The organism is Allobosea sp. CRIB-10 (assembly GCF_900112185.1).
Lineage (GTDB): Bacteria > Pseudomonadota > Alphaproteobacteria > Rhizobiales > Beijerinckiaceae > Allobosea.
This window is the reverse complement of the sequence record NZ_FOKP01000013.1, coordinates 139209-163757: the sequence shown is the minus strand read 5'-3', so window position 1 is coordinate 163757 and position 24549 is coordinate 139209. Positions and strand designations below refer to the sequence as shown.

The following is a 24549-nucleotide window of genomic DNA, read 5'->3' as shown; positions in this document are numbered from 1 at the left end:
ATGAAGAAGCGGCCGGTTTCGATGTCGTCATATTGCTGGGCGTCGAGAATGTTGCAGCCGGCCTCGAACAGAAGTGTCGAGACGGCGGCGACGATCCCCGGGCGGTCGGGGCATGCGAGGGTGAGCACGCAGGTGCGGTCGGGCATGGCATGATGCCGCCGGCGGGGCGGCCCTTCGATAAGGAATTGAGCTTTGGGGCGGAGAGGGAGGCGCGCGACGCGCTGCCGTCAACCTCGGCCGCCGAGGCGCGCGTAGCCGCCCGCCGCCGCGAGGGCTGCAAAGGGTGTTTGCTGAAGGCTGCGCGCGATCATGGCTCGTGAAGGGCCCATTGTGGCGGGGTTTGTCAAGCCGCCGGGCTTCAGTGTCCCGCCGCCGCCGGCTCGATCAACTTGGCGATGTTGAGCAGCTGCAGGTCCCGGCCCGCGACCGCGCTCAGCATCAGCCCGCCCGAGAGCTTGTCGCTGAGCGGCATCGGCAGCGAGATCGAGCACAGGTCGAACAGGTTGCCGAAGGCCGGGTTGCGCAGGATCAGGCGGTTGGCGGTGAAGAAGGCCTCGTCACCGGCCTCCACGGCGGCGATCGTCGGCGCCTCGATCGGTACGGTCGGCGCCAGGAAGCCATCGAGCCCGTCGAGTTCGGCCGCGAGCCTTGCGATCAGCGCCCGGCGCTTCTCCATGGCGATGATGTAGTCGGCCGCCTTGCAGGGCACGCCGATGGCGATGCGGGCCGCGACGCGCCGGTCGTAGGTGTCGGCCTTGGTGGCGAGGAGGTCGCGATGCACGGCCGCCGCCTCGACCGTGACGAGCGGCACCGGCGCGATCGCCAGCATCTCCTTGTAGAACCCGTCGAGATCGACTGGCTCGACCGCGATGCCGAGCCGCGTCACGCGCTCGATCGCCGCCTCATAGGCCTTGGCGACGGACGGATCGGCCTCGGCCAGGAAGCCGCCGCGGGCCACGCCGAGCCGGATGCGGGCCGGCGAGATACCGTCCGCGAGATCGAAGGGCCGGTCGGCCAGCACCGAGAGCAAGCGCGCGCAGCCGGCGACGTCCTTGGCCAGCGGGCCGATCGAATCGAGGCTTGGCGCCAACGGGAAGCAGCCCTCGTCGGGAACCGTCTTGTGCGTCGGCTTCATCCCGGTGATGCCGTTGAAGGCGGCGGGGATCCGGCAGGAGCCGCCGGTATCGGTGCCGACCGTCAGCTCCGAAGAGCCTTCCGCCACCGAGACCGCCGCGCCGGAGGAAGAGCCGCCCGGGATTCGTGCTTTGTCGATGGCGTTCCCCGGCGTCCCGAAGGTGGCGTTGAGGCCGATGCCGGAGAAGGCGAACTCGGTCATGTTGGTCTTGCCGATGATCACCGCGCCGGCCCCGCGCAGCCGCGCCACCGAGGGCGCATCCTGACCCGCGGGAGCTGCGCCCTTCAGCGCGCTGGAGCCGGCCCAGGTCGTGACGCCCTTCACATCGAGCAGATCCTTGACCGAGACGATCGTGCCGTCGATCGCGCTCAGCTCCAACCCGGCCTCGCGCCGGCGGTCGGCGGCATCGGCCTCGGCGCGGGCGGATTCGGTGAGGAGCTTGGTGAAAACCGGGGCGCCGTCGCGGATGCGGGCGAAGGTGGCTTCGAGCTTGTCGCGGACGCTGCGGGACATCGGGCGGACCTGGGCTGCTGGAGGGCGTGCGGCGGAAAGCCAGCGCTTCTGGTTAGGCCAGTTCGCCACGCGATGGAACCACCGGCCTGTCATCCCGGCCTGCGCGACCAGAGCACTTGTCGATCCGGTGGGATCGCCAGTGTCGTCATTGCGCGGAGCGCAGCGACGAAGCAACCTAGAGGCCGCGGAACTCCACGCCCTCCTGGATTGCTTCGCTGCGCTCGCAATGACGGATTTTTACGCTGCCTGCTCGGGTTGGCGGGCGACCGCCTCCGGTGTTGTCGCCACGCCGCCGGGGCAGGGCAGCAGCGGCTTGCCCTGGAGCAACTCGTTCCGCGCGAACAACTCGGCCAGCCAGTCGACGAAGACGCGGACCTTGTTCGAGAGGTGCCGGTTCGGCGGGTAGATGATGTGCAGCGGCTTCGGCTTGGTGCACCAATCGGTCAGGATCGGTACGAGCCGGCCGGAGGCGATGTGCGCCATCGCCATGAAGGTCGGCACCTGCATGACGCCGAGCCCCGCCAGCCCGGCGGCGACATAGCCGGTCCCGTCGTTCAACGAGACGACATAGTTGCCCTGGATCTCGATCGTCTCCTTTGGGCTGGCGAAGGTGAAAGGCATGATGCGGCTGGTGCCGGCTCGGCGATAACCGATGGCGAGATGCCCATCCTCCAGATCGCGCGGGTGCCGCGGTGTGCCGTGCTTCGCCAGATAGCCCGGCGTCGCGCAGGTGATCAGCATCATCTCGCCGATGCGGCGGGCAATCAGGCTCTGGTCGTCGATCGCGCCGGCACGGATGGCGAGGTCGAGATTCTCGCCGATCAGGTCGGCCGGTCGGTCGGACAGGCCCATGTCGATCTGGATCTCGGGATAGCGCCCATGGAAGCCGGGCAGCGCCGGCAGTATGATGTCCGTGGCGAAGGAGGCGCTGACATCGATGCGCAGCCGTCCGCTTGGCCGGGCCTGCGAGGAGGTCATGCTCTGGTCGAGCTCGTCGATCTCGCCGAGCACGCGCAGCGCCCGCTCGTAATAGGCGGCGCCATCCATCGTCACGGTGACGCGCCGCGTCGTGCGGTTGAGCAATTGCGCGCGCAGATGCCCTTCGAGCTGCTGGATCAGCTTGGTCACGGTCGGTTTGGGCAGGTCGAGCAGTTCCGCCGCGCGGGTGAAGGTGCCGACTTCGACGACGCGCACGAAGGCGCGCATGGCGTTGAGCTGGTCCATATCGAGGCTCCGGATAGTCCGTCGATTGTTTCCGTATGGAAACAATGTAGGAGCAGAACGGCGGTTTATTAAGTTCAGGGCATCACCTAAATCGTGATGCACCGCAACATTCGTCAGGCGCCGTCGCCATGCTCGTCCCGTCCGTTCCCGAAAGCCGCTATCGCCGCGCCGTCTTCTGGCGCGAGCAGAGCGTTGCGGTCGGGCGCGACAAGCTCGCCGGCCGCCTCTATGCGCCGGCTGCCGTGCCGGACGCGGCCGGCCTCGTCGTCCACCTGCATGGCGGCACCTTCGACAGCGGCACGCTTGCATCCGGCGAAGCTGTCGCGACCACGCTGGCCGAGGCCGGCGCGATCGTGATCTCGCTGCCTTACCCGCTCGCTCCGGCCAATCCGTTCCCGCAGGCGCTCGAAGCCTCCTATGCAGCGTTGGAACAGATCGCCCGCGACAAGGCACGCTGGGTCGGGAAGACCGCGCCGCTCTATGTGGCGGGCGAGGAGGCCGGCGGCAACCTCGCCGCGGCGCTCGCCATGATGGCGCGAGACCGGCACGGCCCGCCGCTCGCCGGCCAGATCCTGTTCTCGCCGATGCTCGATTCCTGCCTCGGCACCTATTCCTTCCGCAATGCCGAGGCCGGCCCGGTCGGCTGCCGCTGGGCCGACGGCTGGCATGCCTATCTCGGCTCGCCCGAAAAGGCGGCGCATCCTTATGCCGCGCCGGTCAACGCCGTCAGGCTGACCGGGCTCGCCCCGGCCCTGATCGTCACCGCCGAGGACGATCTGCTGCGCGACGAGAGCATCAACTATGCCCACCGGCTGAAGGCGGCCGGCGTCGACACCACCATCCGCATCGTCGGCGGCCCGAGCCGCTGGCCGGACGCCTTCGCCGAAGGGCCCCGCGACGGCTCCTGTCTGTGCGCGGCCTGTCATCACGTCAGCGAGTTCTTCACCGCGACCGCACCGTCCTAGCACCGCCGGTCGTCCGCTCTTTCAACCTCTCTCCACGAAGGAATGAACCCATGATTCCGGGAACGATCCGTCATGCCCTGTTGGGCGTTGCCATCACCGCCGGCGTCTCGCTCGCGGCGCTCACTGCCGCCGTCCATGGCTCGAACACCGCGCAGAGCGACACTGCTCCCGCTGCGCCACCGGCAACGCCGGTTTCGGTCGCGACCGTCGAACAGCGCGAGCTGGTCAGCTGGGCCGAATTCTCCGGCCGGCTCGAGGCGATCGAGCGCGTCGAGATCCGCTCGCGCGTCTCCGGGGTCGTCGAGCAGGTGCATTTCGCGCAGGGCGCGCTGGTCAAGCAGGGCGATCTGCTGGTCAGCATCGATCAGGCGCCCTACCAGGCGGAATTCGAGCGGGCCCAGGCCCAGTTGCTCGCCGCCGAGGCCCGCGTCGCGCTTGCCGCAGGCGAGCATGAGCGCGGCCAGAAACTGATGTCGACGCAGAACGTCTCGCAGCGCGACCTCGATACCAGGCTGAATGCGTTGCGCGAGGCGCAGGCGAACGAGCGCGCCGCCCGCGCCGCGCTGCAGTCGGCGAGACTCAACCTCGACTACACCCAGATCCGCGCCCCGATCGGCGGCCGCATCGGCCGACTGGAAGTCACCGTCGGCAACCTCGTGGCCGCCGGCGCCAATGCGCCGCTGCTGACGACGCTCGTCTCGGTCGATCCGGTCTACGCCGGCTTCAACGCCGATGAAGCCTCGCTGCTCAAGGCGCTGGCGACCCTGCCGGCCGAACCCGGCAAGCCGCGCGACCTCAAGCGCATCCCGGTGCAGATGACCACCGCGACGAACGAGGCCGCGCCGATCGCCGGCCATCTCAACTTCGTCGACAACGGCATCGATGCCGCGACCGGCACGGTCCGTGTCCGGGCGATCTTCGACAACAAGGACGGCGCGCTTATGCCGGGCCAGTTCGTGCGGCTGCGCATGGGCCAGGCCAAGTCGGAGCCGGCGCTCGTCATCAATGAGCGTGCCGTCGGCACCGACCAGAACAAGAAGTTCGTCTTCGTCGTCGGTAAGGACCACAAGGCGGTCTGGCGCGAGGTCACCCTCGGCACGGCCGCCGAGGGCTTGCGCATCGTCACCAGCGGGCTCGAAGCCGGCGAGCAGATCGTCGTCAACGGCCTGCAGCGCATCCGCCCGGGCGCCTCCGTCGCCCCCGAGCAGGTGCCGATGGCCGAGCGCTCCGAACTGAAGAAGCCCACGACCGAGCTCGCCCAGCGCTGAACCACCACCGTCATTCCGGGGCAGGCCGAAGGCCTGAGCCCGGAACCCATGAACACAGTCCGAGCCGGATCGAGCTCGGCACGGTTTACGGGCTTTCTGGAGCCGTCGTGGTCATGGGTTCCGGGTTCGGGCCTCTGGCCCGCCCCGGAATGACGAAGTGGCTTCGCATCCTACCCTGTTCGCTCCCGCTGGCCGCTTCGGGACCGGCGGGGCCGCCGCCTTGAAGGGGCACCCCATGAACCTCTCGAAGTTCTTCATCGACCGGCCGATCTTCGCCGGCGTCCTTTCCGTCCTGATCTTCCTCGCCGGCCTGCTGGCGCTGCGGGCCCTGCCGATCTCGGAATATCCCGAAGTCGTGCCGCCGACCGTGGTGGTGCGCGCGCAATATCCCGGCGCCAATCCCCGGGTCATCGCCGAGACCGTGGCGACGCCGATCGAGGAGCAGATCAACGGCGTCGAGGGCATGCTCTACATGTCGAGCCAGGCGACGACCGACGGCGTGATGACGCTGAACGTCACCTTCAAGCTCGGCACCGACCCGGACAAGGCCCAGCAGCTGGTCCAGAACCGGGTCAGCCAGGCGGAGCCCCGTCTGCCGGAGGAGGTGCGCCGCCTCGGCGTCACCACCATCAAGAGCTCGCCGGACCTGACGATGGTGGTGCACATCACCTCGCCGAACGGCCGCTACGACATGACCTATCTGCGCAATTACGCCGTCCTCAACGTCAAGGACCGGCTGGCGCGCATCGACGGCGTCGGCCAGGTCCAGCTCTTCGGCTCGGGCGACTATTCGATGCGCGTCTGGCTCGACCCGCAGAAGGTCGCCGAGCACGGCCTCTCGCCCTCCGACATCGTCCGCGAGATCCGCGCCCAGAACGTCCAGGCAGCGGCCGGCGTCATCGGCGCCTCGCCGAGCGGGCCGGGGCTCGATCTGCAGCTCTCGGTCAATGCGCAGGGGCGCCTCGCCAGCGAGGAGGAGTTCGGCGAGATCATCGTCAAGACGGCCCCCTCAGGCGCGGTCGTGCGCCTGAAGGACGTCTCCCGCATCGAACTGGGCGCTGCCGAATACGCGCTGCGCTCGCTGCTCAACGGCAAGTCGGCCGTCGCCGTGCCGGTCTTCCAGGCGCCGAACTCGAACGCCATCGCCATCGCCGACCGCGTCCAGGAGACGATGCGCGAGATCAAGCAGAACATGCCGGAGGGCGTGGACTACGCGATCGTCTACGACACCACCCAGTTCGTGCGCGCCTCGATCAGGGCGGTGATCACCACGCTGCTCGAGGCGATCGCGCTGGTCGTGCTCGTCGTCATCGTCTTCCTGCAGACCTGGCGCGCCTCGATCATCCCGCTCGTCGCCGTGCCGATCTCGGTCGTCGGCACCTTCGCGGTGATGTATCTCTTCGGCTTCTCGATCAACGCGCTCTCGCTGTTCGGCCTGGTGCTGGCGATCGGCATCGTCGTCGACGACGCCATCGTCGTGGTCGAGAATGTCGAGCGCAACATTGAGAACGGCCTGTCGCCGCGCGAAGCCACCTACAAGGCGATGCGCGAGGTCTCCGGCCCGATCATCGCGATCGCGCTGGTCCTCGTCGCGGTCTTCGTGCCGCTCGCCTTCATCAGCGGCCTGACCGGCCAGTTCTACCGCCAGTTCGCGCTCACCATCGCGATCTCGACGGTGATCTCGGCGATCAACTCGCTGACTTTGTCGCCGGCGCTCGCGGCGCTGCTGCTGCGCGGCCACGACGCCCCCAAGGATGCGCTGACCCGCGGCATGGACGTCCTGTTCGGCTGGTTCTTCCGCGGCTTCAACCGCTTCTTCAACCGGTCGTCGGAGGCCTATGGCGGCGGCGTCACCCGCATCCTCGGCCGCAAGACCGTGATGCTCGTGGTCTATGCCGGCCTCGTCGGCCTGACCGTCGTGCTCTTCCAGAAGGTGCCGTCGGGCTTCGTGCCGGGCCAGGACAAGCAGTACCTCGTCGGCTTCGCCCAGCTGCCCGATGCGGCGACGCTCGACCGCACCGAGGATGTCATCCGCAGGATGGACGAGATCGCCCTGAAGCATCCCGGCGTCGAGAACGCGATCTCCTTCCCGGGCCTGTCGATCAACGGCTTCACCAACTCGTCCAATGCCGGCATCGTCTTCGTCGGCCTGAAGCCCTTCGACCAGCGCAAGAGCCCCGAGCTCTCGGGCAACGCCATCGCCATGCAGCTCAACAAGGAGTTCGCCGGCATCAAGGAGGCGTTCATCGCGATGTTCCCGCCGCCGCCCGTCCAGGGCCTCGGCACCATCGGCGGCTTCAAGCTGCAGATCGAGGACCGCGCCGGCCTCGGCTACAAGGCGCTTGACGAGGCGACCAAGGCCTTCATGGCCAAGGCCGCGGCGGCGCCAGAGCTCGCCGGCATGTTCTCGAGCTTCCAGGTCAACGTGCCCCAGCTCTATGCCGACATCGACCGCACCAAGGCGCGTCAGCTCGGCGTTCCCGTCACCGATGTCTTCGAGACGCTGCAGATCTATCTCGGCTCGTCCTATGTGAACGACTTCAACAAGTTCGGCCGCACCTACACGGTGCGCGTCCAGGCCGATGCGCCCTTCCGCGCCTATCAGGAGGACATCGGCAAGCTCAAGGTCCGCTCGAATTCGGGCGAGATGGTGCCGCTCTCGGCCGTGCTCAATGTGCGCACCGATGCCGGCCCCGAACGTGCCATGCGCTATAACGGCTTCCTCAGCGCCGACATCAATGCCGGCCCGGCCCCCGGCTACTCCTCGGGCCAGGCGCAGGACGCCGTCACCCGCATCGCCGCCGAGACCCTGCCCAAGGGTTTTGCCTTCGAATGGACCGAGCTGACCTATCAGGAGATCCTGGCCGGCAATTCCGCCATCCTGGTCTTCCCGGTCGCTATCCTGCTCGTCTTCCTGGTGCTGGCGGCGCAATATGAGAGCCTGACCCTGCCGGTCGCGATCCTGCTGATCATCCCGATGGGCCTGCTCGCGGCGATGGCCGGCGTCTGGTGGAGCGGCGGCGATAACAACGTCTTCACCCAGATCGGCCTCGTCGTCCTGGTCGGACTATCGGCCAAGAATGCCATCCTGATCGTCGAATTCGCGCGCGAGCTCGAATTCGAGGGCAGGACGCCGGTCGAGGCCGCGATCGAGGCCAGCCGCCTGCGCCTGCGGCCGATCCTGATGACCTCGCTCGCCTTCGTCATGGGCGTGGTGCCGCTCGTGCTCTCGACCGGGGCGGGCGCCGAGATGCGCCAGGCCATGGGCATCGCGGTCTTCGCCGGCATGATCGGCGTCACCGCCTTCGGCATCTTCCTGACGCCGGTGTTCTACGTGCTGATGCGCAAGCTCTCGGGGAACAAGCCGCTGCGGCAGCATGGGGTGGAGGGCAGGGAGCACATCGCCGAGGCGGCGTAGTGGGAGTGCTGGCGGGGTTGCGGGTTTGCTGTGACCCTGCCAACAGATGATCGGGGCTGTTCGCTCTTAAGCGTTCAGCCAGCGCCCACATGTCAAATGACTACTACCACGCGAGTAGTAGTGGCATTTATTATGATTGTGACAGCCGCTATGCGGTTCTTGCAAGAAATTCGGATTTGCAATCAAGTCTCGGCAAAGACCGAGGTGAACGTTAGATGGAAGTTTGGTCCAATCGTGCCGTATGGCGCGGCCAGAGAGAATAAAGGCACGATCAGGATGCCGGGCTCCCGTTTCGAGGCTTTCATTAAGCCGGGCAGCAAGAATATTAGGGTGTGTTGGATATATAAGTCGCTTGTCTATATTATAGAATCCAGAAGAAAGATCAATATAATCAAAAGGTAGGCGAGCGATAGTATCTTGAAAATCAGCTGTACCGATATTGTCGAAATTCGGTTCGCCAGTCTTAAGCGAAATGCGGATCGAGGTTTCGACTTTTGCTCGCCGTAAAATAACTGCGAGTGTGGCCAGCCTTTCGAGTACGTACATTGAGTCGCTATTAATGCGCGAGTCCACAAGCAAACCTAATAGGTAACCGTGAGCCGCATGTAGCTGGATGTGGCTGAATCCATGTCGTTCGGCCATGGCTGCCGCCGCTTCAAATGAGTCAAGGACTCCCGCTATGCGTCCGCGGCCCATACCAGTGACGAGTTGACGAGCCTTCTGAATGATTTCGTGGGGTTTAGCTCCGACAAATCTTCTTGAGCCAGCGTAGCCTTCCCACGCGGTCGCGAGTTGAATTCCCGGCATGGAGCCACCTCTCCGGATTGCGGCGGCGAGGTCAGTCCAAACCGGTTCCGCTGTGAGGGTTGGCGAAACAGCGTTGCTGCCATATCCTCCCGGCACCACGACGTTGCCGATGATTGCACAGTGCAAACTGGAAGAGCTGCGGGTCGCGTAGAAGCGCAAATACCTCTCATCTGGTTTACCGTCGGCGAGAAAGCCGGTGTTAACGCCAAGAAAGAAGATACGCCTATCGTTCAAGGTCGCTATACCGTTTATCATTGATGCTCATTTTTTGAAGTAGATCATGCTCAAGATTGGCGCCTAATAGCGCCGCGAGCCGAAATATATAAATTGTTGCATCTGCTAATTCTTCGCGTAGCTCGGGGTTGGCCTCCTTGAGTGAGGGTGCGACATATCCCGGAGTTGTGTGCGCCAACCCTACTTTTTTTAGCAGGTTTGCGAATTCGCCAACCTCTCCCAGCAATCCGACAAGATCTCGCATCAGTTGATCTAATCGATCACTGTCCGATGCGAAGTCGACTTGGAAACCACGTCGACGATCGCGCTCGATCTGCAGCTCAATGAGGGCCGACAATTCCATGGTCAGGTCCTCCGTGTGAATTTTACGATGATAGCACCGAGAGCGAGGATAGCGCTGGCGACAAGGTTACCAACCACGCCATAGAAGCCGTCCGCAAGTTTTCCACTGAGGTTAAACAGTGCCACAGCATTTAAGATAATTGCTAAGACAAGGCCTATGTCGGTAATGTTCTGCGTCCATTCGATCCTGCGGATAACGGTCCGGGTCGCCGTTGGGAGTAGCGCCAAGGCTTCTTCCTTTTCTGAGAGGACGCGTGGATCACTAGCGACGTCTGCATGCGTTTTTTGCAACTGCGTCTTGATCGGCCAAACGCCCGCTTGGAAGCCATGTTGTCCGCGGTAAAGTTTGTTTGCAGGCGCGCTAAGGCGAGTGAAATCCGCCTTGGCTATAGGCTCGCCTTGCGGGAGTTCGATATATTTATCGCTAACGTTCTCTGTCACTATGCCAAGATTTCCAGCGAAACCAGGATCAGCGTAGGTAGCAACTGGACTTAGACCGATGCTGAATAAAGAGCCTTTACTTACTACACGGACCAAAATGTCGGCGGGGACCTCAAGCTCTTCGGCCGTTATGAGTACGACGCGATGCCCGGGCTTGATTAGAACCGCTTCATCGGGATTGAGAGAAAATCGCTTTCCACCTTCCGTAAGGTCATAATAAACATTGCCCATTCGCAGTTCGTAGCATGCACCTGCAAGTCGGGTGGAGTCGGCATTGTGGATCAGCCGCTGCGCGTCGATCTCCGACCTAATTTGTCGGTCACTAAGCGTTGTCATTCAAGTGCCCCCCGAATCGTCATTATCTTATAGGCTCATACTGCATCTGGGGCCTTATCTACCCCTGTTCGGCAAACGCGCTGCGCCCGCTCTCCTTGCGCTTCTCGATCTCCGCCCGCGCGGTGGTGCCCAGATCCAGCCCGTCGATGAAGCGCAGAACCCGGCTCCAGCAGTTAATGAAGCTAGCGGCGTATCGTTGGCGAGCCCGCCTGCACTGAGGCCTTGCATCGCCCGATCCGCGACTGCAACCCGTCGCGCCTTCGTGCATGGCGAGGCTCCCGTCGTCCGCGCTACAACGGCACATCGCTTCGGCCCTGTAACACCGGGCGGTGACGCGGAGGGAAGGGGACCGGCCGGTCTCGTGCGGGATGATGCGGATGCTCGGGCGCGAATGCGACAGCGACGACGCGCAGCGGCTGCGAGGCCGCGCAGCCTCTCCGACGACGGCGATGACGCCCGAGCGCAGCGGGAGGGCAGCCGGCATCGTATCGAGACAGGCCAGTGCCATCGCGGCAGGCGCCCTGATCGCCGGGGGCGCTCGCCTGCGCCGCGCCCTCGGCCGCCTCGGCGCGCGAGCTGCGCCTTCGCTACGATGTCACGGTGCTGGGCGGGGTCACGCTCGGCGAGATCGAGGTGACCTCGCTGCCGGGTCGCACCGGCTATCGCATCGAGATCCGCACGCGCCCCTACCGGGCGGCGCAGCTCGTCGTAGCTGCCGAGCAATCCGGCAAGGTCGAAGGCCGCTGGGGCCGCAGCGCGGTCACTGTGCCGAGCGCAAGCCCCGCCAATAGGCGCGCACCGTATCGCGCGCGGCCTTCAGCCAGCCTCGTCCCCGGCGATACGTCAATTCGACGATCATGAAGAGCGTGCCCGAGACGGAGCCGCCGCGACGGGCGTCGATGACGATGTCGACCAGTTCGAGCCGTTCCGGCCAGATCGCGGCGTGAAACGAGGTCTCCGAGCCGTTGCAGCTGTCGAAACTCGCCAAAGCGGGATCGGACAGGAATTTTGCCGTCACCAGCTCGGAGAGCTGGCGACCGGGCCCGAAGCTGGCGAACGCCTCGTCATAGGCCATCTTCCAGCCGAAGGCGCGCGAACCGGAGCGAAGCCAGATCGAGAAGGCGATCCAGCGCTCGCCCTGCCTCAGGGCTTCAATGCTGGCGCATCCGGCCTGCACCAGACCGTCAATCATCTCCGCTGCGAACGGCTCCAGCGCCGGGTCGAGCCTTATCGCCCAGCCGCTGTGCTCCTTCTTGCCCTTCCAGCCGCTGGCCTCGATGTGAAGGAACGCCTGGAAAGCATCGGCGATCTCCGCCCCGCGCATCAGGGCGACAGGTTCGATGCCGGCTTCCGCCAGGCGTCTGCCTCGCCTGCGGAAATCCTGCCTTTGTTTCGCGGACGCTCCCGGCTGGTCCGGGAGCTCCCTGGCGGTTCGGCGCGTCAGGACCGCTCGCCGCCGCCGCCCCACGACCAGAGCGCGGGACCGGCGCCGGGCGAGAACGTCGCGTAGGCTGGGCAGCAATCGCCCATCCGCGTTCAGGTCGGACGCGACGATGATCCTGGGAAGACCGGGCTGAGCGGCGATGGCATCCAGCATCTTGTCGAGAACCTCCGAGACCAGCCCGGCGTCCACGACCGGCGTCCCGGCAAAGACGAGCCGGTTGAGCGCCGTATCGAGAACGCTGAAGAAGCGGCGGCGCTCCGGGAATTCCGCCAGGGACCAGGCGCCGACGAGCACCCGCCTGAAGCCGGACACTCGCCAGACCAGAGCGACCACGATACGACGACCACCATGCGCATCGGCTGCAAGCGCGATTGTCGGATGCATGTATATGTTCGGGATCAGCGCGCGATCGACGAGGTCGTCCCAGTCATCGCGATATCGCGCAAAGTCCGAGGCGGTGACGATCTCCGCTTCCAGTCTCTCGGCCTGGTCGAGCCGGTATGCAGGATGGGTTCTGACTGCCCCGGAGGAACGAGGCAGGCAAGAGCGCCGGTCGCCGCGCGCCATCGTGCCCGACTGCGTGTCCAGTCTGTTGAGAGGATCGGCCTCGTCCACCGGTGCCCCCCGAGGACCGAATGCGATGCCTCATGATCTACGAAGCCCTCGCGCTTGCGAGGGATAAATCGGCTTAACACTATTGGTCCGCGGCGGATCGGTTGCGATGCGCCGACAAGCAGGCAAATATGACGCGATAGGGTAGAACGGAAAGAATTTCCAGATGTGCTCCATTCTCACTCGGTGCTCGAGACGGGAAGCCGAGCAATGACCGGTCGCGCAATCCTTCTGGCAGATAGATTTCGAATGGAATATAGGATATTGAAAGCAGTATCCCTATATTTCAACGATATTCATATCATCGGTACAGGCGATGGCGCCTGGCTCAAGCATTCGCGTCACTGTCGCGCCTTTCACGAATTGGGAAAACCATTCGCGCTGGCCGGGCCTGGCGAAGCGGATGCGATCGATCAATACGCCAAAGAGCACCAGATCTCCTGCATCCTTCCGACTTGCGGACATACGACACGTTTTCTCGCCAGCTACCCGGAGAGGTTCGAGACACCCTGCTTTCCGATTCCTGCGGCAGACGCCTTCGATCGGCTGAACAACAAGCTGACATTTCATCAGCTGTGCCGTGATCTCGACCTGCCCACGCCCGACACGCGGATCTTCGAGACCTGGTCCGAGCTGCGAGCCGCTGCCTCGACCGGAGCGTTGATCTATCCCTTCATCGTCAAGCCGCCGAGCCTGGATGGCAGCTGGGGTGTGCGCAGGATCAACGGACCCGAGGATTTGTGCGGGCAGGTCGACTACAGTCCGATCCTGGCGCAGGATTTCATTCCCGGCCGGGACCTCTGCGTTTTTTACCTCTGCGAGCGCGGAACCATCGTCGGCCAGGTGGCATACACCTTTGCGCGCTACGGCATTCGCTTTGTTCAGCGCCCCAAGGTCGAGGCTTTCAGTCGGGCGATCGCGGCGCATCTGGCGCTCGATGGCGTGATTGGCTTCGATCTTCGCGAGAGAGCGGACGGCCAGGTCTTCTTCATCGAGAGCAATCCGCGTTTCTGGTTCCGGATGGATGTCACGGCACTGGCGGGCTTGGACTTCATCCGGGCAGCGCTGACGAAGGAGCCCTTGAGACAGGGGCCGCCGGATGGGCTGGAGTTGCGGAATCGCGGCCGCCTCCTCAAGGCAGCTGTGCTGCCTTGGCGGCTCAATTGGCTGGAGCGGCGCGTGATCCGTGAATTCGCCCGCGATCCGCTGTTGCCGTTCCTCGAGCTGCTCGGCAAAACAAGATCCGCCGGCCCGGTGGTGCCGAAGGATCGAACCATCGTCACGATACCGGCGAACGTGACCCCTTACTAGAGCATTTCCGCAATTCTTCGAATCGCGAAATTGCTCTAGATCCTTGTTTTATCGCATTTTCTGCACGCGAACCGGTGTCCACTTCGCTCGAAAATGCTCTAGAGCATTTCCATCGCCGATCGGCGACTGCAACCCATCGCGCCTTCGTGCATGGCGGGGCTCAGGTCGTCCGCGCTACAACGGCACATCGCTTCGGCCCTGTCACACCGGGCGTTTACGCGGAGGGAAGGGGACCGGCCGGTCCCATGCGGGATGATGCGGATGCTCGGGCGCGACTTCGACGGCGACGACACCGAGGGGCTGCGAGGCTGCGCGGCCTCTTCGGCGACGGTACCAATGCCTGAGCTCGGCGTTAGGGCAGCCGGCAGCGCTTCGAGACAGGCCAGAGTCATCGCGGCAGGCGCTCTGATCGCCGGAGCGCTCGCCTGCACCGCGCCTTCGGCCGCCTCGGCGCGCGAGCTGCGCCTTCGCTACGATGTCACGGTGCTGGGCGGGGTCACGCTCGGCGAGATCGAGGTGACCTCGCTGCTCGACCGCGCCGGCTATCGCATCGAGATCCGCACGCGCCCCTACCGCGCGGCGCAGCTCGTCGGGGCTGCCGAGCAATCCGGCAAGGTGGAGGGCCGCTGGGGCCGCAGCGGTCCCGAGCCGCGGCTCTACGCCGCGAACGGCTCATGGCGCGGCCGCACCTATGTCAGCGAATTGCACTATCTGCGCGGAGTGCCGGTCGTCCGGCGGCAGGAGCCGTCGAACGAGGATCGCGAAGCCGTCCCGCCCGAACTGATCCGCGGCACGGTCGACTCGCTCTCCGGCGTCGCCGGCATGCTGAAAAAGGTGGCTGAGAGCGAGGCTTGCGACGGCTCGACGGCGATCTATGACGGCCGCCGCCGCTCGGTCGCGGTCATGACCTCCTCGGCGAGGGTGCAGGTCGCCGACCACGGCCCGTTGAACGGCCGCGCCCTGCGCTGCGGCTTCACCGTCCGGACGATCGCCGGCTTCCGGCATGACGATGATCGCGAGGCGGCGATGCGGCCTTTGAAGGGCTCGGTCCTGATCGCGCTGCGCGAGGGCGGCGAGTTTCCCGTGCCGGTGCGCTTCGAGGTCGAGACGCGCTGGTTCGGCACGGTCGCGGTCCAGCTCGCCGGGCCGCCCGTCGCGGCCGATTGAGCGCTAGCTCGCTCCCTTCACCCAGGGCCGCAGCACGCCCTGTTCCGCGAAGGTGCTGCGGTTGCTCTCCTTGCGCTTCCTGATCTCGGCGCGGGCGATGGTGCGCAAATGGACCTCGTCCGGCCCGTCGATGAAGCGCAGGGCCCGGCCCCAGCTGTAAATGAAGGCGAGCGGGGTATCGTTGGAGAGCCCGCCGGCTCCAAAGACCTGCATCGCCCGGTCGGTGATCTTGGTCTGCAGGCGCGTCGCCGCGACCTTGATCGCCGAGACCTCGGTGCGCGCGGCCTTGTTGCCATGCTTGTCCATCATCCAGGCGGCGCGCAGGCAAAGCAGGCGCGCCTGGTCGATCTCCATGCGTCCTTCCGCGATCCAGTCCTGGACATTGGCGTAGTCGGAAAGATTGCGGCCGAAGGCCTTTCGCTCCAGCGCGCGCTCGACCATCAATTCAAGCGCGACCTCGCATTGGCCGATGGTGCGCATGCAATGATGGATGCGCCCTGGCCCGAGGCGCGCCTGCGCCAGCGCAAAGCCCGCGCCCTCCTCTCCGAGCAGGTTCGCGGCCGGCACCCGGACCTCGCTGAAGTCGGTCTCGGTGTGGCCCTCGATCGAATAATGGTTCAGCAGCGGCAGATTGCGCATCACCGTCAGACCGGGCGAGTCCATCGGCACGATGATCATGCTGTGGCGCTTGTGCGGATCGGCGTCCGGCCGCGGATCGGACAGGCCCATGACGATGCAGAACTTCACCTTCGGGTGCAGCGCACCCGTCGTCCACCATTTGCGGCCGTTGACGACGTAATCATCGCCGTCGCGGATGATGGTGGTCTGCAGATTGGTCGGGTCGGACGAGGCGACGCCCGGCTCGGTGATCCCCACGCAGGAGCGGATTTCGCCGGCGAGCAGCGGGTTCAGCCAGCGTTCGCGCTGCTCCGGCGTCGCAAACATGTGCAGGATTTCCATGTTGCCGGTGTCGGGGGCGTTGCAGTTGAACACCTCCGAGGACCAGTAGAACCGGCCCATGATCTCGGCGAGCGGGGCATATTCGAGATTGCTGAGTCGCGTGCCGGGCTCGTCGGCCTTCAGCGCCGGCAGGAAGAGGTTCCACAGCCCTTCCGCCTTCGCTTTCGCCTTGAGATCGTCGATCAGCGCGCTGGGATAGCGGCCAGCCTCGACCTCGTGCTTCCAGGCGGCGTCCGCCGGCTGGATATGGGCATCCATGAACGCCTGCAGCTTGGCGCGCAGTTCCTCGACCCTGGCCGAATAGGCGAAATCCATCACTCTTCTCCCAATCCTTACCGAGTCATCCCGGACAAGCCGCGAAGCGGCGCCGATCCGGGATCCATTCCGGAGCCCTTCCGATAGAGGTTCCGGAATGGGTCCCGGGTCTCCCTGCGGTCGCCCGGGACGACCAGAGAAACAAACTAGCCATCACCTGCGACCAACGCGTCCGCACGCTGCGCAAAGCTCTCCGCCATCGCGCCGACCGCGACGGCGTTCTCGGCGGCGGCGTTTCCGGTCTTCGCCCGCGCTGCGATGCCGTCGAGGATGACGGCGAAGCGGAACAGCGAGAAGGCGAGGTGGAAGCGGCCCGGCCCTTCAGCACGCCCGGCGGCGGCACAATAGCGGGCGATGTATTCGTCCTGCGTCGGTATCCCCAGCGCCTCGCGATCGAGCCCGACGATGCCGGCATACATGTCCGGCGTCGAATGCCAGGGCAGGCAGGAGAAGGCGACGTCGGAGAGCGGATGGCCGAGCGTCGAGAGCTCCCAGTCGAGCACCGCGACGACCTTCGGCGCGTCTGGGGCGAACATCAGGTTCCCCAGCCGGAAATCGCCATGGACGATGGTCGTGTCCGGCGTTTCGTCGAGATTGGCGCCGAGCCAGTCGATCAGCCGGTCGATCGCCGGGATCTCGCGCGTCCGGGTTTCGCGCCATTGCCGGCCCCAGCGCGCCAGCTGGCGGGCATAATAGTTGCCGGGCTTGCCGAAGTCGGCGAGGCCCGCTGCCCGCCAGTCGAAGCCGTGCAGCGCCGCCAGCGCCTCGGCCATGGCGAAATACATGGCACGCCGCTCGTCAGGGGTGACGCCGGGCAAGGCGGTATCGTGGAAGACGCGACCCTCCAGCCGCTCCATCAGGTAGAACGGCGTGCCGACGACATCGTCCGCCTCATGCAGCAAAAGCACGGGCGGCACCGGCACGGCCGAGCCGGCGAGCGCCTCGAGGATGCGGTATTCGCGCTCGACCGCATGGGCCGAGGGCAGCAGCGGCCCCGGCGGCTTCTTGCGCAGGACGAGCCGGGTGCCGGCATCGTGATAGGAGACGAAGAAGGTCGGGTTCGACTGGCCGCCGCTGATCCGCTCGATATCCATCCGGCCGGAGGCGCGTCCCGGCAGAGCAGAGCGCAGGAAGGCGTCCAGCCGGGCGGGATCGAATTCGGGCGGGGCGGAGGGAGCAACCGGCATGGGCCGTATATTCGAAGGCGAGGGCGGGGAGGTCAACGCAACATCGCTCGCTCCTCGCTGCCGCCCTTCACCCGCACCACAGAAACCGAGCAGTGCGCCTCGGCGACGACCTTGGTCGAGACGCTGCCGAGATGGCGGCGTACCGCCGAGGAGGAGCGGGCGCCGAGCACGATATGGTCGATGTCGTTGTGCTCGGCATAGCGCAGGATCGCATCGGCGGCGCTGACCGCCTCGATGACATGGTAGCTGACCCGGTCCTCCGGCAGATGCAGCGGCCGCGCCCAGTCCTTCAGCGCCACCAGCCGGCCGATATAGAGCGAGCGCCCTTCCGCATCGACAGTCCTGGTCTCACCGATGATCTCGGTCCGCAGCACCGTCAGGCAGGCCAGGGAGGAATCGGGGCGGGCGGCGAGCATCCGGTTGGTCTCCGCCAGGATCGCCGCGGCGAGCGCATCTGGTCCCTCGGTGAGATCGACGGCGGTGAGCACGAGCGAGGGGCCGGCCCTGCGCCGCGCCACCGTAGGCGCGCCGGTGACCTCGGCCTCGTCGCGCTTCTGGAACAGGTCGACCAGCCGCTTGGCGAGGCCGCGTTCCCCAGCGGTCGGGCGCTTGCGCGAGACCGTGACCTGCTCGGGGTGGCGCAGGTCGAAGGCGACCTTGCCCGCATCGGCGTAGCGCCGGCCGCGATCGACCTCGAGGCAGCGCGCGACGATTGCTTCGAGCCAGGCCGGAGCCTGCGGATTGACGGCGCGCAGCGGCTTGGGCGCGTGATAGAGCCGCCGCTTCATGCCGGGCACGGTCTTCGGCCGCCCGAACGGCTCCTCGCCCGAGGCCATCTGATAGAGCAGGCAGCCGAGCGCGAAGAGGTCGCTTGCCGGGTCGGAGCGCTCGCCCAGCACCTGCTCGGGCGCGATATAGGCTGATGTCCCCATCGGCTCGGAGCTCTCCTCGCCGAGCAGGTCCGGCAATTCGGCATGGCGGGCGAGGCCGAAATCGAGCAGCACCGCACCCTTGTCGGTCAGGATCACGTTCTCGGGCTTGAGATCGAGATGCACCACGTTCTGGCGATGCAGGTCGGCGAGCGCCGTCGCGATCGCGAGGCCGATACGCTGCGTCTCCGAAAAGGGCAGTGGTGCCTGCTTGATCCGTTCCGCCAGGCTCTCTCCTGCTACGAAGCCCATGGCGATGAAGGGGATGCGGGCGAGGTCGCCCGAGGCGACGAAGCGCGGCACATGGGGACCCGACAGGCGCTTGTGGATCAGCACCTCGGTCTCATAGCCGACGATGGCCGAAACGTCGGCGCCGGGATCGAGCACCGGGATCTTCACGACGAGCGGGCTGGCATGGTCAGGATGCGTGGCGCCCCAGAGCGTCGCCATGCCGCCGGCCTTCAAGCGCTCGGTAAGCGTGAAACCGTCGATGACCGAGCCGGTGTCAGGCCGTTCCATCCTGCCTCCTATCTGCCGATCTGCAGGCGCAGGCCGAGCCAGTCCGGCAGGCCGGCCGCCCTGATCTTCCGCGCGGTGTCCTGCGTGTCATAGGGCACGCGCGCCATGGTGACCTCGCGCGCCTGCGTATCGAGCAGCGCAAAACAAGCGGCAGGGTCGCCGTCCCGCGGCTGGCCGACGGCGCCGACCACGACGACATGGCGATGCACCGCCGAGAGCGGCGCGGGCAGGTTGCGCAAGGGGATGAACGCCACCGGCTCGCGCCCGGGCCTGGCATAGAAGATCGTCGGCAGATGGGTGTGGCCGCAGACCACGGTCGCCGCATCTGTCGCCGCAAGGCAGGCCTCGGCGCTGCGGAGGTCGCGGACATAGTGCCAGTCGGCGGGATCGCGGGCGCTGGCATGGACGAAGAGCACGCCGTCGAGCTCCACCGTCAGCGGCAGGCCGGCGAGGAAAGCACTCTGCTCGGCGCTGAGCCGCGCCTTGGTCCACAGCGCCGCCTCATGCGCGTTCGGCGTCATGCCGGAGGGGCCGTGCACGGCGGCTTCGTCATGGTTGCCGCGGACGCAGATCGCGCCGGCCGCGACGAGCTCACGCGCCGCATCGACGCAAAAGCCGGGCTCGGGGCCGTAGCCGACGAGATCGCCGAGCAGCACCAGCCGGTCGGGCGCGAGGCGACGCACCGCCGCCAGCACCGCCTCGAACGCTTCGCGGTTGGCATGGATGTCGGAGAGGATGGCGATCCGCATTCAAGTTCCGGCCCGAATCCGGGAATGCGTGCATCGTGGCAGCGCCGCCGCCAGCTTGGCCAGCGCGCCTTTCGGCTCAGGCGGCCGAGCGGCTTGATCACGTCGGAGGTGGCTGCGATACTGCCCGCACCATGATGATGTTTGCCGTCTTCGATCTCGCCTGACCTGCCTGCGGGCCTGACGCGCGTTTCGCGCCCCGGCATCGCAAGCGGATGCGCCTTGCGTCCGAAGGTCCCTTGCCAGCCTGCCCGCGCGGCGGGCGCTTCGGCTGGCCGATAGCGAAAGACATCTCTCAATGGCCCACCCTGAATTCGATGCGCGCGTCGTCGACGCCGCGCAGATCGCCCATTTCGTCGAGCGCGGCTTCGTCCGTCTCGACCACGCTTTCCCGCCCGCACTCGCCGGGGAGGCCCGCGCCATCCTCTGGCGCGACCTCGGCTGCGATCCCGACGATCCGGCGAGCTGGACCAAGCCGGTGATCCGGCTCGGCATGTACACCGATGCGCCTTTCGTCGCGGCTGCGAACACGTCGCTGCTGCACGGCGCCTTCGATCAGCTCGTCGGCGCGGGGCGTTGGCTGCCCTGCCGTGCCATGGGGACCTTTCCGGTGCGCTTTCCGTCGCCGGAGGATCCAGGCGACGCCGGCTGGCATGTCGATGTCAGCTTCGGCTTCGACGATCCGGACTTCATGAACTGGCGCGTCAACATCAACTCGAAAGGCAGGGCACTGCTCATGCTCTTCCTGTTTTCCGATGTCGGAGAGAACGATGCGCCGACGCGTATCCGGGCGGGATCGCATCGCGACATCGCCCGCCAGCTCGCACCGGCAGCAGAGGCGGGATTATCGCTGGGCGAACTGGCGTCTGACGGCTTCGCCGGCAGCGCCGGGCGCGAGGAGGTGCTCGCAACGGGGAAGGCGGGGACAGTCTATCTCTGCCATCCCTTCCTGGTGCATTCGGCTCAGCCGCATCGCGGCACGATGCCGCGCTTCATGGCGCAGCCGCCCTTGCTGCCGCGTGGGCCACTCAGCCTTGACCGGCCGGACGGCGCCTATTCGCCGGTCGAGGCTGCCATCCGGCTGGCGCTTTGACGTTCTAACCACTTCGCCCGGGTTCACATCCGGGCGGAGTGGTGCCAAGTTGCCGGCGGCGACATCCCTGTCCCCATTGCGTCACGCAACGCCCAGTGGAGAGAAACCTTGGACGCCGTGCCGAACAACGAGGTCGCGCAGCCCGAACAGGCCGCGGCCCCAACGTCGCAACAGCCGCCGCCGCGCGAGATCGAATTGAAGCTGGCAGCTTCGCCAGAGGCGCTGGAGACGCTGCGCGGTGCGGACCTGATCGCGCGCCATGCCCGCAATCAGGGCGTCACGCGCCGGCTCGACGCGGTCTACTACGACACGCCCGACCGTTTGCTCGATCGCAACGGCCTGTCGCTGCGGGTGCGCCGCAGCGGCAAGCGCCATGTCCAGACGCTGAAGCGCTCCGGCTCGGGTGATCCTCTGTCGCGCGACGAATGGGAGGTCGCGCTGCCGGACGGCACGCTCGATCTTGCTCTGCTGCCGCTCGCCGAGATCGGCGAGCCCCTGGCGAGCCTGTCGGCGGGACAGCTCGCGCCGGTCTTCACCACACGCATCAGGCGGCGCCTGCGCCGGCTCGACTATGCCGGCGCGCTGATCGAGATCGCCTTCGATGACGGCACGATCGAGGCCGGCGAGAAGCGCCTGCCGGTCGCCGAGGTCGAGCTCGAGCTCAAGGAGGGCGAGGCGGCGGCGCTGTACGAACTGGGTCTGGCTCTGCTCGACATTGCCGCGCTGCAGCTCGAAACGCAGAGCAAGTCGGCACGCGGCTATGGCCTAGCCTTCTCCCGCCTGCCGCGCGCCAGCAAGGCCAAGCCGATCGAACTCGGCGAGCATGACAATGCCGATGCGGCGATCGCGGCGATCCTCGGCAATACCTACGGGCAGCTCCTGGCCAATCTTGCGCCTGTTGTCGCCGGCTCCGGTCCTGAAGGCGTCCACCAGATGCGGGTGTCGCTGCGCCGCCTGCGCTCGGCGCTGTCCGTGCTGAAGCGCGAGGTCGCAGCGCCCGCATTCGAGCCGATCGGCCAGGAGGCGAAGCGCCTCGGCCATGTGCTCGGCCCGGCGCGCAATTGGGACGTCTTCATCACCCAGACCGTGCCGGATATCGAGGCCGAGGGGCTCGACGATGCGGGCCTGTCGGCGCTCCGGACGGCGGCCGAGCCGCACCAGGCCGAAAGCTATGCCGCCGTGCTGAAGCGCCTGGCGAACCCGCAGACCAGCCGCTTCCTTCTGTCGTTCGGCGCCCTGATCGAACGGCGTGGCTGGCGCAACGGCCTCGCCAGCGAAGCCATGGCGGTGCTGGCCGAGCCGGCCGCGGATTTCGGCGGCCGGATCATCACGCGGACGCATCGCAAGGCGCTGAAGCGCGGTCGCGGCTTCGGCAGCCTCCATCCCGAGGCGCGCCATCAGCTGCGGCTGGCGTTGAAGAAGCTGCGCTATACCGCCGAGTTCTTCCTGCCGCTGCATGACGGCGCGCCGGCGCGGCGATATCTCGGCCGATTGTCGCGATTGCAGGAAGCGCTCGGCCTCGCCAACGACGCGGCCACGACGCATCAGTTGCTCGCTGATCTGCGTGGCGGCAAGGCCGGGTCGGAGCTGCATTTCGCGGCCGGCGCCGTGCATGGCTGGCAATCTCGCCAGACCATCGAGGCTGGCCGCAAGCTCAAGCGGCGTTGGCGCAAATTCGAAGCGGCGAGCCCGTTCTGGAAGTAGGCGTTCGGGGGAGACGCTAAACGCCTCCGATCAGCTGGTTTTCCTGGTCACGATCGTCAGCTCGCCGTCATTGTTGACCTGGGCGAGCACGACGTCGCGCGTGGAGAAGCCCTTGGCCTCGACGGCGGATTTGACGGCGGGCGCCTTCTCGATTGCCTGGCGCAGCTTCTCGAGCTCGTCGGCCGTGCGCGTCGCCACCAGCTGGTTGACCTGGGCCTTGCTGGCCTCCGGCAGTTCGTCGATCTCGACGACCTTCACCGAGGTGATCGTCGGAGCGCTCGCCGGCGCTTCCTGCGGGGAGGCGGGTGGCTTGGCTGCTGGGCGGTCCGTCGAGGGAGCCTGGGCATAGGCGGCACCGGCCAGGATCATGGCGGCGCTCGCAGCGGCGATCGTGATCATGCGCATGGCGTGTCCTTCCATTGGTTGTGGAAGGACGATTCGACACCATGAATGGGATCTGAGGCTGAACCCGATCAGGTCATTTCGTGACCATATGGCGGCGCGAACAGGGCAGCGCCGCCGGGATCTCGCCCTGATCTCAGGCCGCGTCGAGCCCGTAGAGCGAGTGCAGGGTGCGCACTGCCAGCTCGGTATAGGCGGCGTCGATCAGCACCGAGAATTTGATCTCGGAGGTGGTGATGGCGCGGATGTTGATGCCCTTCTCGGCCAGCGCCCGGAAGGCGCGCGCCGCAACGCCCGCATGGCTGCGCATGCCGACGCCGATCGCCGAGATCTTCACCACCTCGGTCGCGCCTTGGATGTCCTGGTAGGCGATGGTGTCGTGCTTCGATTCGAGCAGGCCCTTGGCGCGTTCATAGTCGGCGGTCGGCACCGTGAAGGTAATGTCGGTGGTCGCCTGGTCGTCGGAGACGACCTGGATGATCATGTCGACATTGATGTTGGCGTCGGCCAGCGGCCCGAAGATCGCCGCGGCGACGCCGGGCTTGTCGGCCACGCGCCGGAGCGTGATCTGGGCTTCGTCGCGCGAAAACGCGATGCCGGTGACGATCTGCTGTTCCACGATGTCGTCCTCGTCACAGATGAGGGTGCCTGGATTGGGGTTTTCGGGGTCGTCGAAGGAGGAGCGCACATAGGTCGGTACGCGCTGGACCATGGCGATCTCGACCGAGCGCACCTGCAGCACCTTCGAGCCGAGAGAGGCCATCTCCAGCATCTCTTCGAACGAGACCTTGTCCATGCGCCTCGCCTTCGGGACGATGCGCGGATCGGTGGTGTAGACGCCGTCGACATCAGTGTAGATGTCGCAGCGATCGGCCTTCAGGCCTGCGGCGAGCGCGACCGCGCTGGTATCCGAGCCACCGCGGCCGAGCGTGACGATGCGGTGGCTGCGCGGGTTGATGCCCTGGAAGCCGGAGCAGACCGCGATCTCGCGATTGCGGTCGAAGCCGGCGAGAATGCCGGCGCCGTCGACGCCCTCGATCCTGGCCGAGCCATGCGCGTCCGAGCCGTAGAGCGGAATCTGCCAGCCCTGCCAGGAGCGGGCGGGCAGGCCCATCTCCTGCAGCACGATCGCCATCAGGCCCGAGGTGACCTGCTCGCCCGAGGCGACGACGGTGTCGTATTCGGCCTGATCGTAGACGGACGAGGCTTCCTTGCACCAGGCGACGAGCTCGTTGGTCTTGCCCGACATGGCGGAGACCACCACCGCGACCTGATTGCCGGCGTCGAATTCGCGTTTGACGTGGCGGGCCGCGTTCTTGATGCGCTCGACAGTGGCGACCGAAGTGCCGCCGAATTTCATCACTAGACGGGCCATGACGTCCAAAGACTCTCAGCAACGGACCCGGCGAGGGCCGGGCGCATATCTCCCTCGAAGGGCGAGGGCGGGTGTCCATGCCGGGCGCAGGCGATGCTGTCA

The 24549-nt window shown here is 66.2% G+C and carries 20 protein-coding genes; 7 read left to right on the top strand and 13 right to left on the bottom strand.

The genetic code is table 11. The features are described from left to right. From BMZ69_RS17480 to BMZ69_RS17470, 3 genes are all read right to left on the bottom strand, one after another. Positions 1-146, bottom strand: a 146-nt coding sequence (locus BMZ69_RS17480; RefSeq protein WP_139219083.1) for an ACT domain-containing protein, incomplete at its 3' end; no start/stop codon positions are given. 212 nt (positions 147-358) lie between these two features. Beyond that, positions 359-1648: an amidase gene (locus BMZ69_RS17475; protein WP_092158848.1), complete on the bottom strand. Its 1290-nt coding sequence runs from the start codon at positions 1646-1648 to the stop codon at positions 359-361. A 237-nt stretch (positions 1649-1885) separates the two neighbouring features. After that, the gene (locus BMZ69_RS17470) at positions 1886-2872 is read right to left on the bottom strand and encodes a LysR family transcriptional regulator (RefSeq protein ID WP_092158846.1); all 987 of its coding nucleotides are present in this window, start codon (positions 2870-2872) and stop codon (positions 1886-1888) included. A 128-nt stretch (positions 2873-3000) separates the two neighbouring features. Here BMZ69_RS17470 and BMZ69_RS17465 point away from each other — a divergent pair, with 128 nt between their 5' ends. The 3 genes from BMZ69_RS17465 (at position 3001) to BMZ69_RS17455 (ending at position 8523) form a co-directional block, all read left to right on the top strand. Beyond that, entirely contained in the window at positions 3001-3837 is an 837-nt protein-coding gene (locus tag BMZ69_RS17465) for an alpha/beta hydrolase fold domain-containing protein (RefSeq protein ID WP_092158845.1), read from the top strand. Between the two features lie 50 nt (positions 3838-3887). After that, positions 3888-5105 carry an efflux RND transporter periplasmic adaptor subunit gene (locus tag BMZ69_RS17460; RefSeq protein ID WP_092158844.1) on the top strand — a complete coding sequence of 406 codons (1218 nt, stop codon included), beginning with the start codon at positions 3888-3890 and terminating at the stop codon, positions 5103-5105. 235 nt (positions 5106-5340) lie between these two features. Next, positions 5341-8523 (top strand): efflux RND transporter permease subunit, encoded by a 3183-nt coding sequence (locus BMZ69_RS17455; RefSeq protein WP_092158843.1) that lies wholly within the window; start codon positions 5341-5343, stop codon positions 8521-8523. 66 nt (positions 8524-8589) lie between these two features. Here the strand turns inward: BMZ69_RS17455 and BMZ69_RS31205 are convergent, their stop codons facing one another. The 4 genes from BMZ69_RS31205 to BMZ69_RS17440 all read right to left on the bottom strand — a co-directional run bounded on the left by BMZ69_RS31205 (position 8590) and on the right by BMZ69_RS17440 (position 12742). After that, positions 8590-9564, bottom strand: coding sequence for a beta/alpha barrel domain-containing protein (locus BMZ69_RS31205; RefSeq protein WP_175506848.1), 975 nt, complete (start codon positions 9562-9564; stop codon positions 8590-8592). Next, positions 9554-9907 carry a hypothetical protein gene (locus BMZ69_RS31200; RefSeq protein WP_139219081.1) on the bottom strand — a complete coding sequence of 118 codons (354 nt, stop codon included), beginning with the start codon at positions 9905-9907 and terminating at the stop codon, positions 9554-9556. The genes BMZ69_RS31205 and BMZ69_RS31200 overlap by 11 nt, the downstream gene beginning before the upstream one ends. Before the next feature lie 2 nt (positions 9908-9909). Then, entirely contained in the window at positions 9910-10683 is a 774-nt protein-coding gene (locus BMZ69_RS31195; protein ID WP_139219080.1) for a dCTP deaminase domain-containing protein, read from the bottom strand. Between the two features lie 760 nt (positions 10684-11443). Further along, positions 11444-12742, bottom strand: a complete 1299-nt coding sequence (locus BMZ69_RS17440) for a GNAT family N-acetyltransferase (protein WP_092158837.1) — start codon at positions 12740-12742, stop codon at positions 11444-11446. Positions 12743-13003: 261 nt separating this feature from the next. On the opposite strand from BMZ69_RS17440, the gene BMZ69_RS17435 reads away from it, so the two are divergent. After that, entirely contained in the window at positions 13004-14050 is a 1047-nt protein-coding gene (locus tag BMZ69_RS17435) for an ATP-grasp domain-containing protein (protein ID WP_175506847.1), read from the top strand. Between the two features lie 261 nt (positions 14051-14311). Next, on the top strand, positions 14312-15217 hold the full coding sequence (locus BMZ69_RS17430) for a DUF3108 domain-containing protein (RefSeq protein WP_175506846.1): 906 nt from the start codon (positions 14312-14314) through the stop codon (positions 15215-15217). Between the two features lie 3 nt (positions 15218-15220). On the opposite strand, the gene BMZ69_RS17425 is transcribed toward BMZ69_RS17430, so the two are convergent. The 4 genes from BMZ69_RS17425 to BMZ69_RS17410 all read right to left on the bottom strand — a co-directional run bounded on the left by BMZ69_RS17425 (position 15221) and on the right by BMZ69_RS17410 (position 19876). Continuing rightward, a complete protein-coding gene (locus tag BMZ69_RS17425) occupies positions 15221-16492 on the bottom strand; it encodes an acyl-CoA dehydrogenase family protein (protein WP_092158831.1) in 1272 nt (423 codons plus the stop codon). 146 nt (positions 16493-16638) lie between these two features. Further along, positions 16639-17679 (bottom strand): phosphotransferase family protein, encoded by a 1041-nt coding sequence (locus BMZ69_RS17420; protein WP_092158829.1) that lies wholly within the window; start codon positions 17677-17679, stop codon positions 16639-16641. Between the two features lie 32 nt (positions 17680-17711). Beyond that, positions 17712-19127 carry a bifunctional serine/threonine-protein kinase/universal stress protein gene (locus BMZ69_RS17415; RefSeq protein WP_092158827.1) on the bottom strand — a complete coding sequence of 472 codons (1416 nt, stop codon included), beginning with the start codon at positions 19125-19127 and terminating at the stop codon, positions 17712-17714. Positions 19128-19135: 8 nt separating this feature from the next. Further along, the gene (locus BMZ69_RS17410) at positions 19136-19876 is read right to left on the bottom strand and encodes a metallophosphoesterase family protein (protein WP_092158825.1); all 741 of its coding nucleotides are present in this window, start codon (positions 19874-19876) and stop codon (positions 19136-19138) included. Between the two features lie 295 nt (positions 19877-20171). On the opposite strand from BMZ69_RS17410, the gene BMZ69_RS17405 reads away from it, so the two are divergent. Both BMZ69_RS17405 and BMZ69_RS17400 read left to right on the top strand, forming a co-directional pair. After that, the gene (locus tag BMZ69_RS17405; protein WP_092158823.1) at positions 20172-20966 is read left to right on the top strand and encodes a phytanoyl-CoA dioxygenase family protein; all 795 of its coding nucleotides are present in this window, start codon (positions 20172-20174) and stop codon (positions 20964-20966) included. Between the two features lie 117 nt (positions 20967-21083). After that, positions 21084-22670, top strand: a complete 1587-nt coding sequence (locus BMZ69_RS17400; RefSeq protein WP_244543418.1) for a CYTH and CHAD domain-containing protein — start codon at positions 21084-21086, stop codon at positions 22668-22670. Between the two features lie 30 nt (positions 22671-22700). Here the strand turns inward: BMZ69_RS17400 and BMZ69_RS17395 are convergent, their stop codons facing one another. Together BMZ69_RS17395 and BMZ69_RS17390 are read right to left on the bottom strand one after the other, a co-directional pair. Then, entirely contained in the window at positions 22701-23075 is a 375-nt protein-coding gene (locus BMZ69_RS17395; RefSeq protein WP_092158819.1) for a hypothetical protein, read from the bottom strand. Between the two features lie 133 nt (positions 23076-23208). Then, positions 23209-24447: an aspartate kinase gene (locus tag BMZ69_RS17390; protein WP_092158817.1), complete on the bottom strand. Its 1239-nt coding sequence runs from the start codon at positions 24445-24447 to the stop codon at positions 23209-23211. Between the last annotated feature and the right edge of the window lie 102 nt (positions 24448-24549).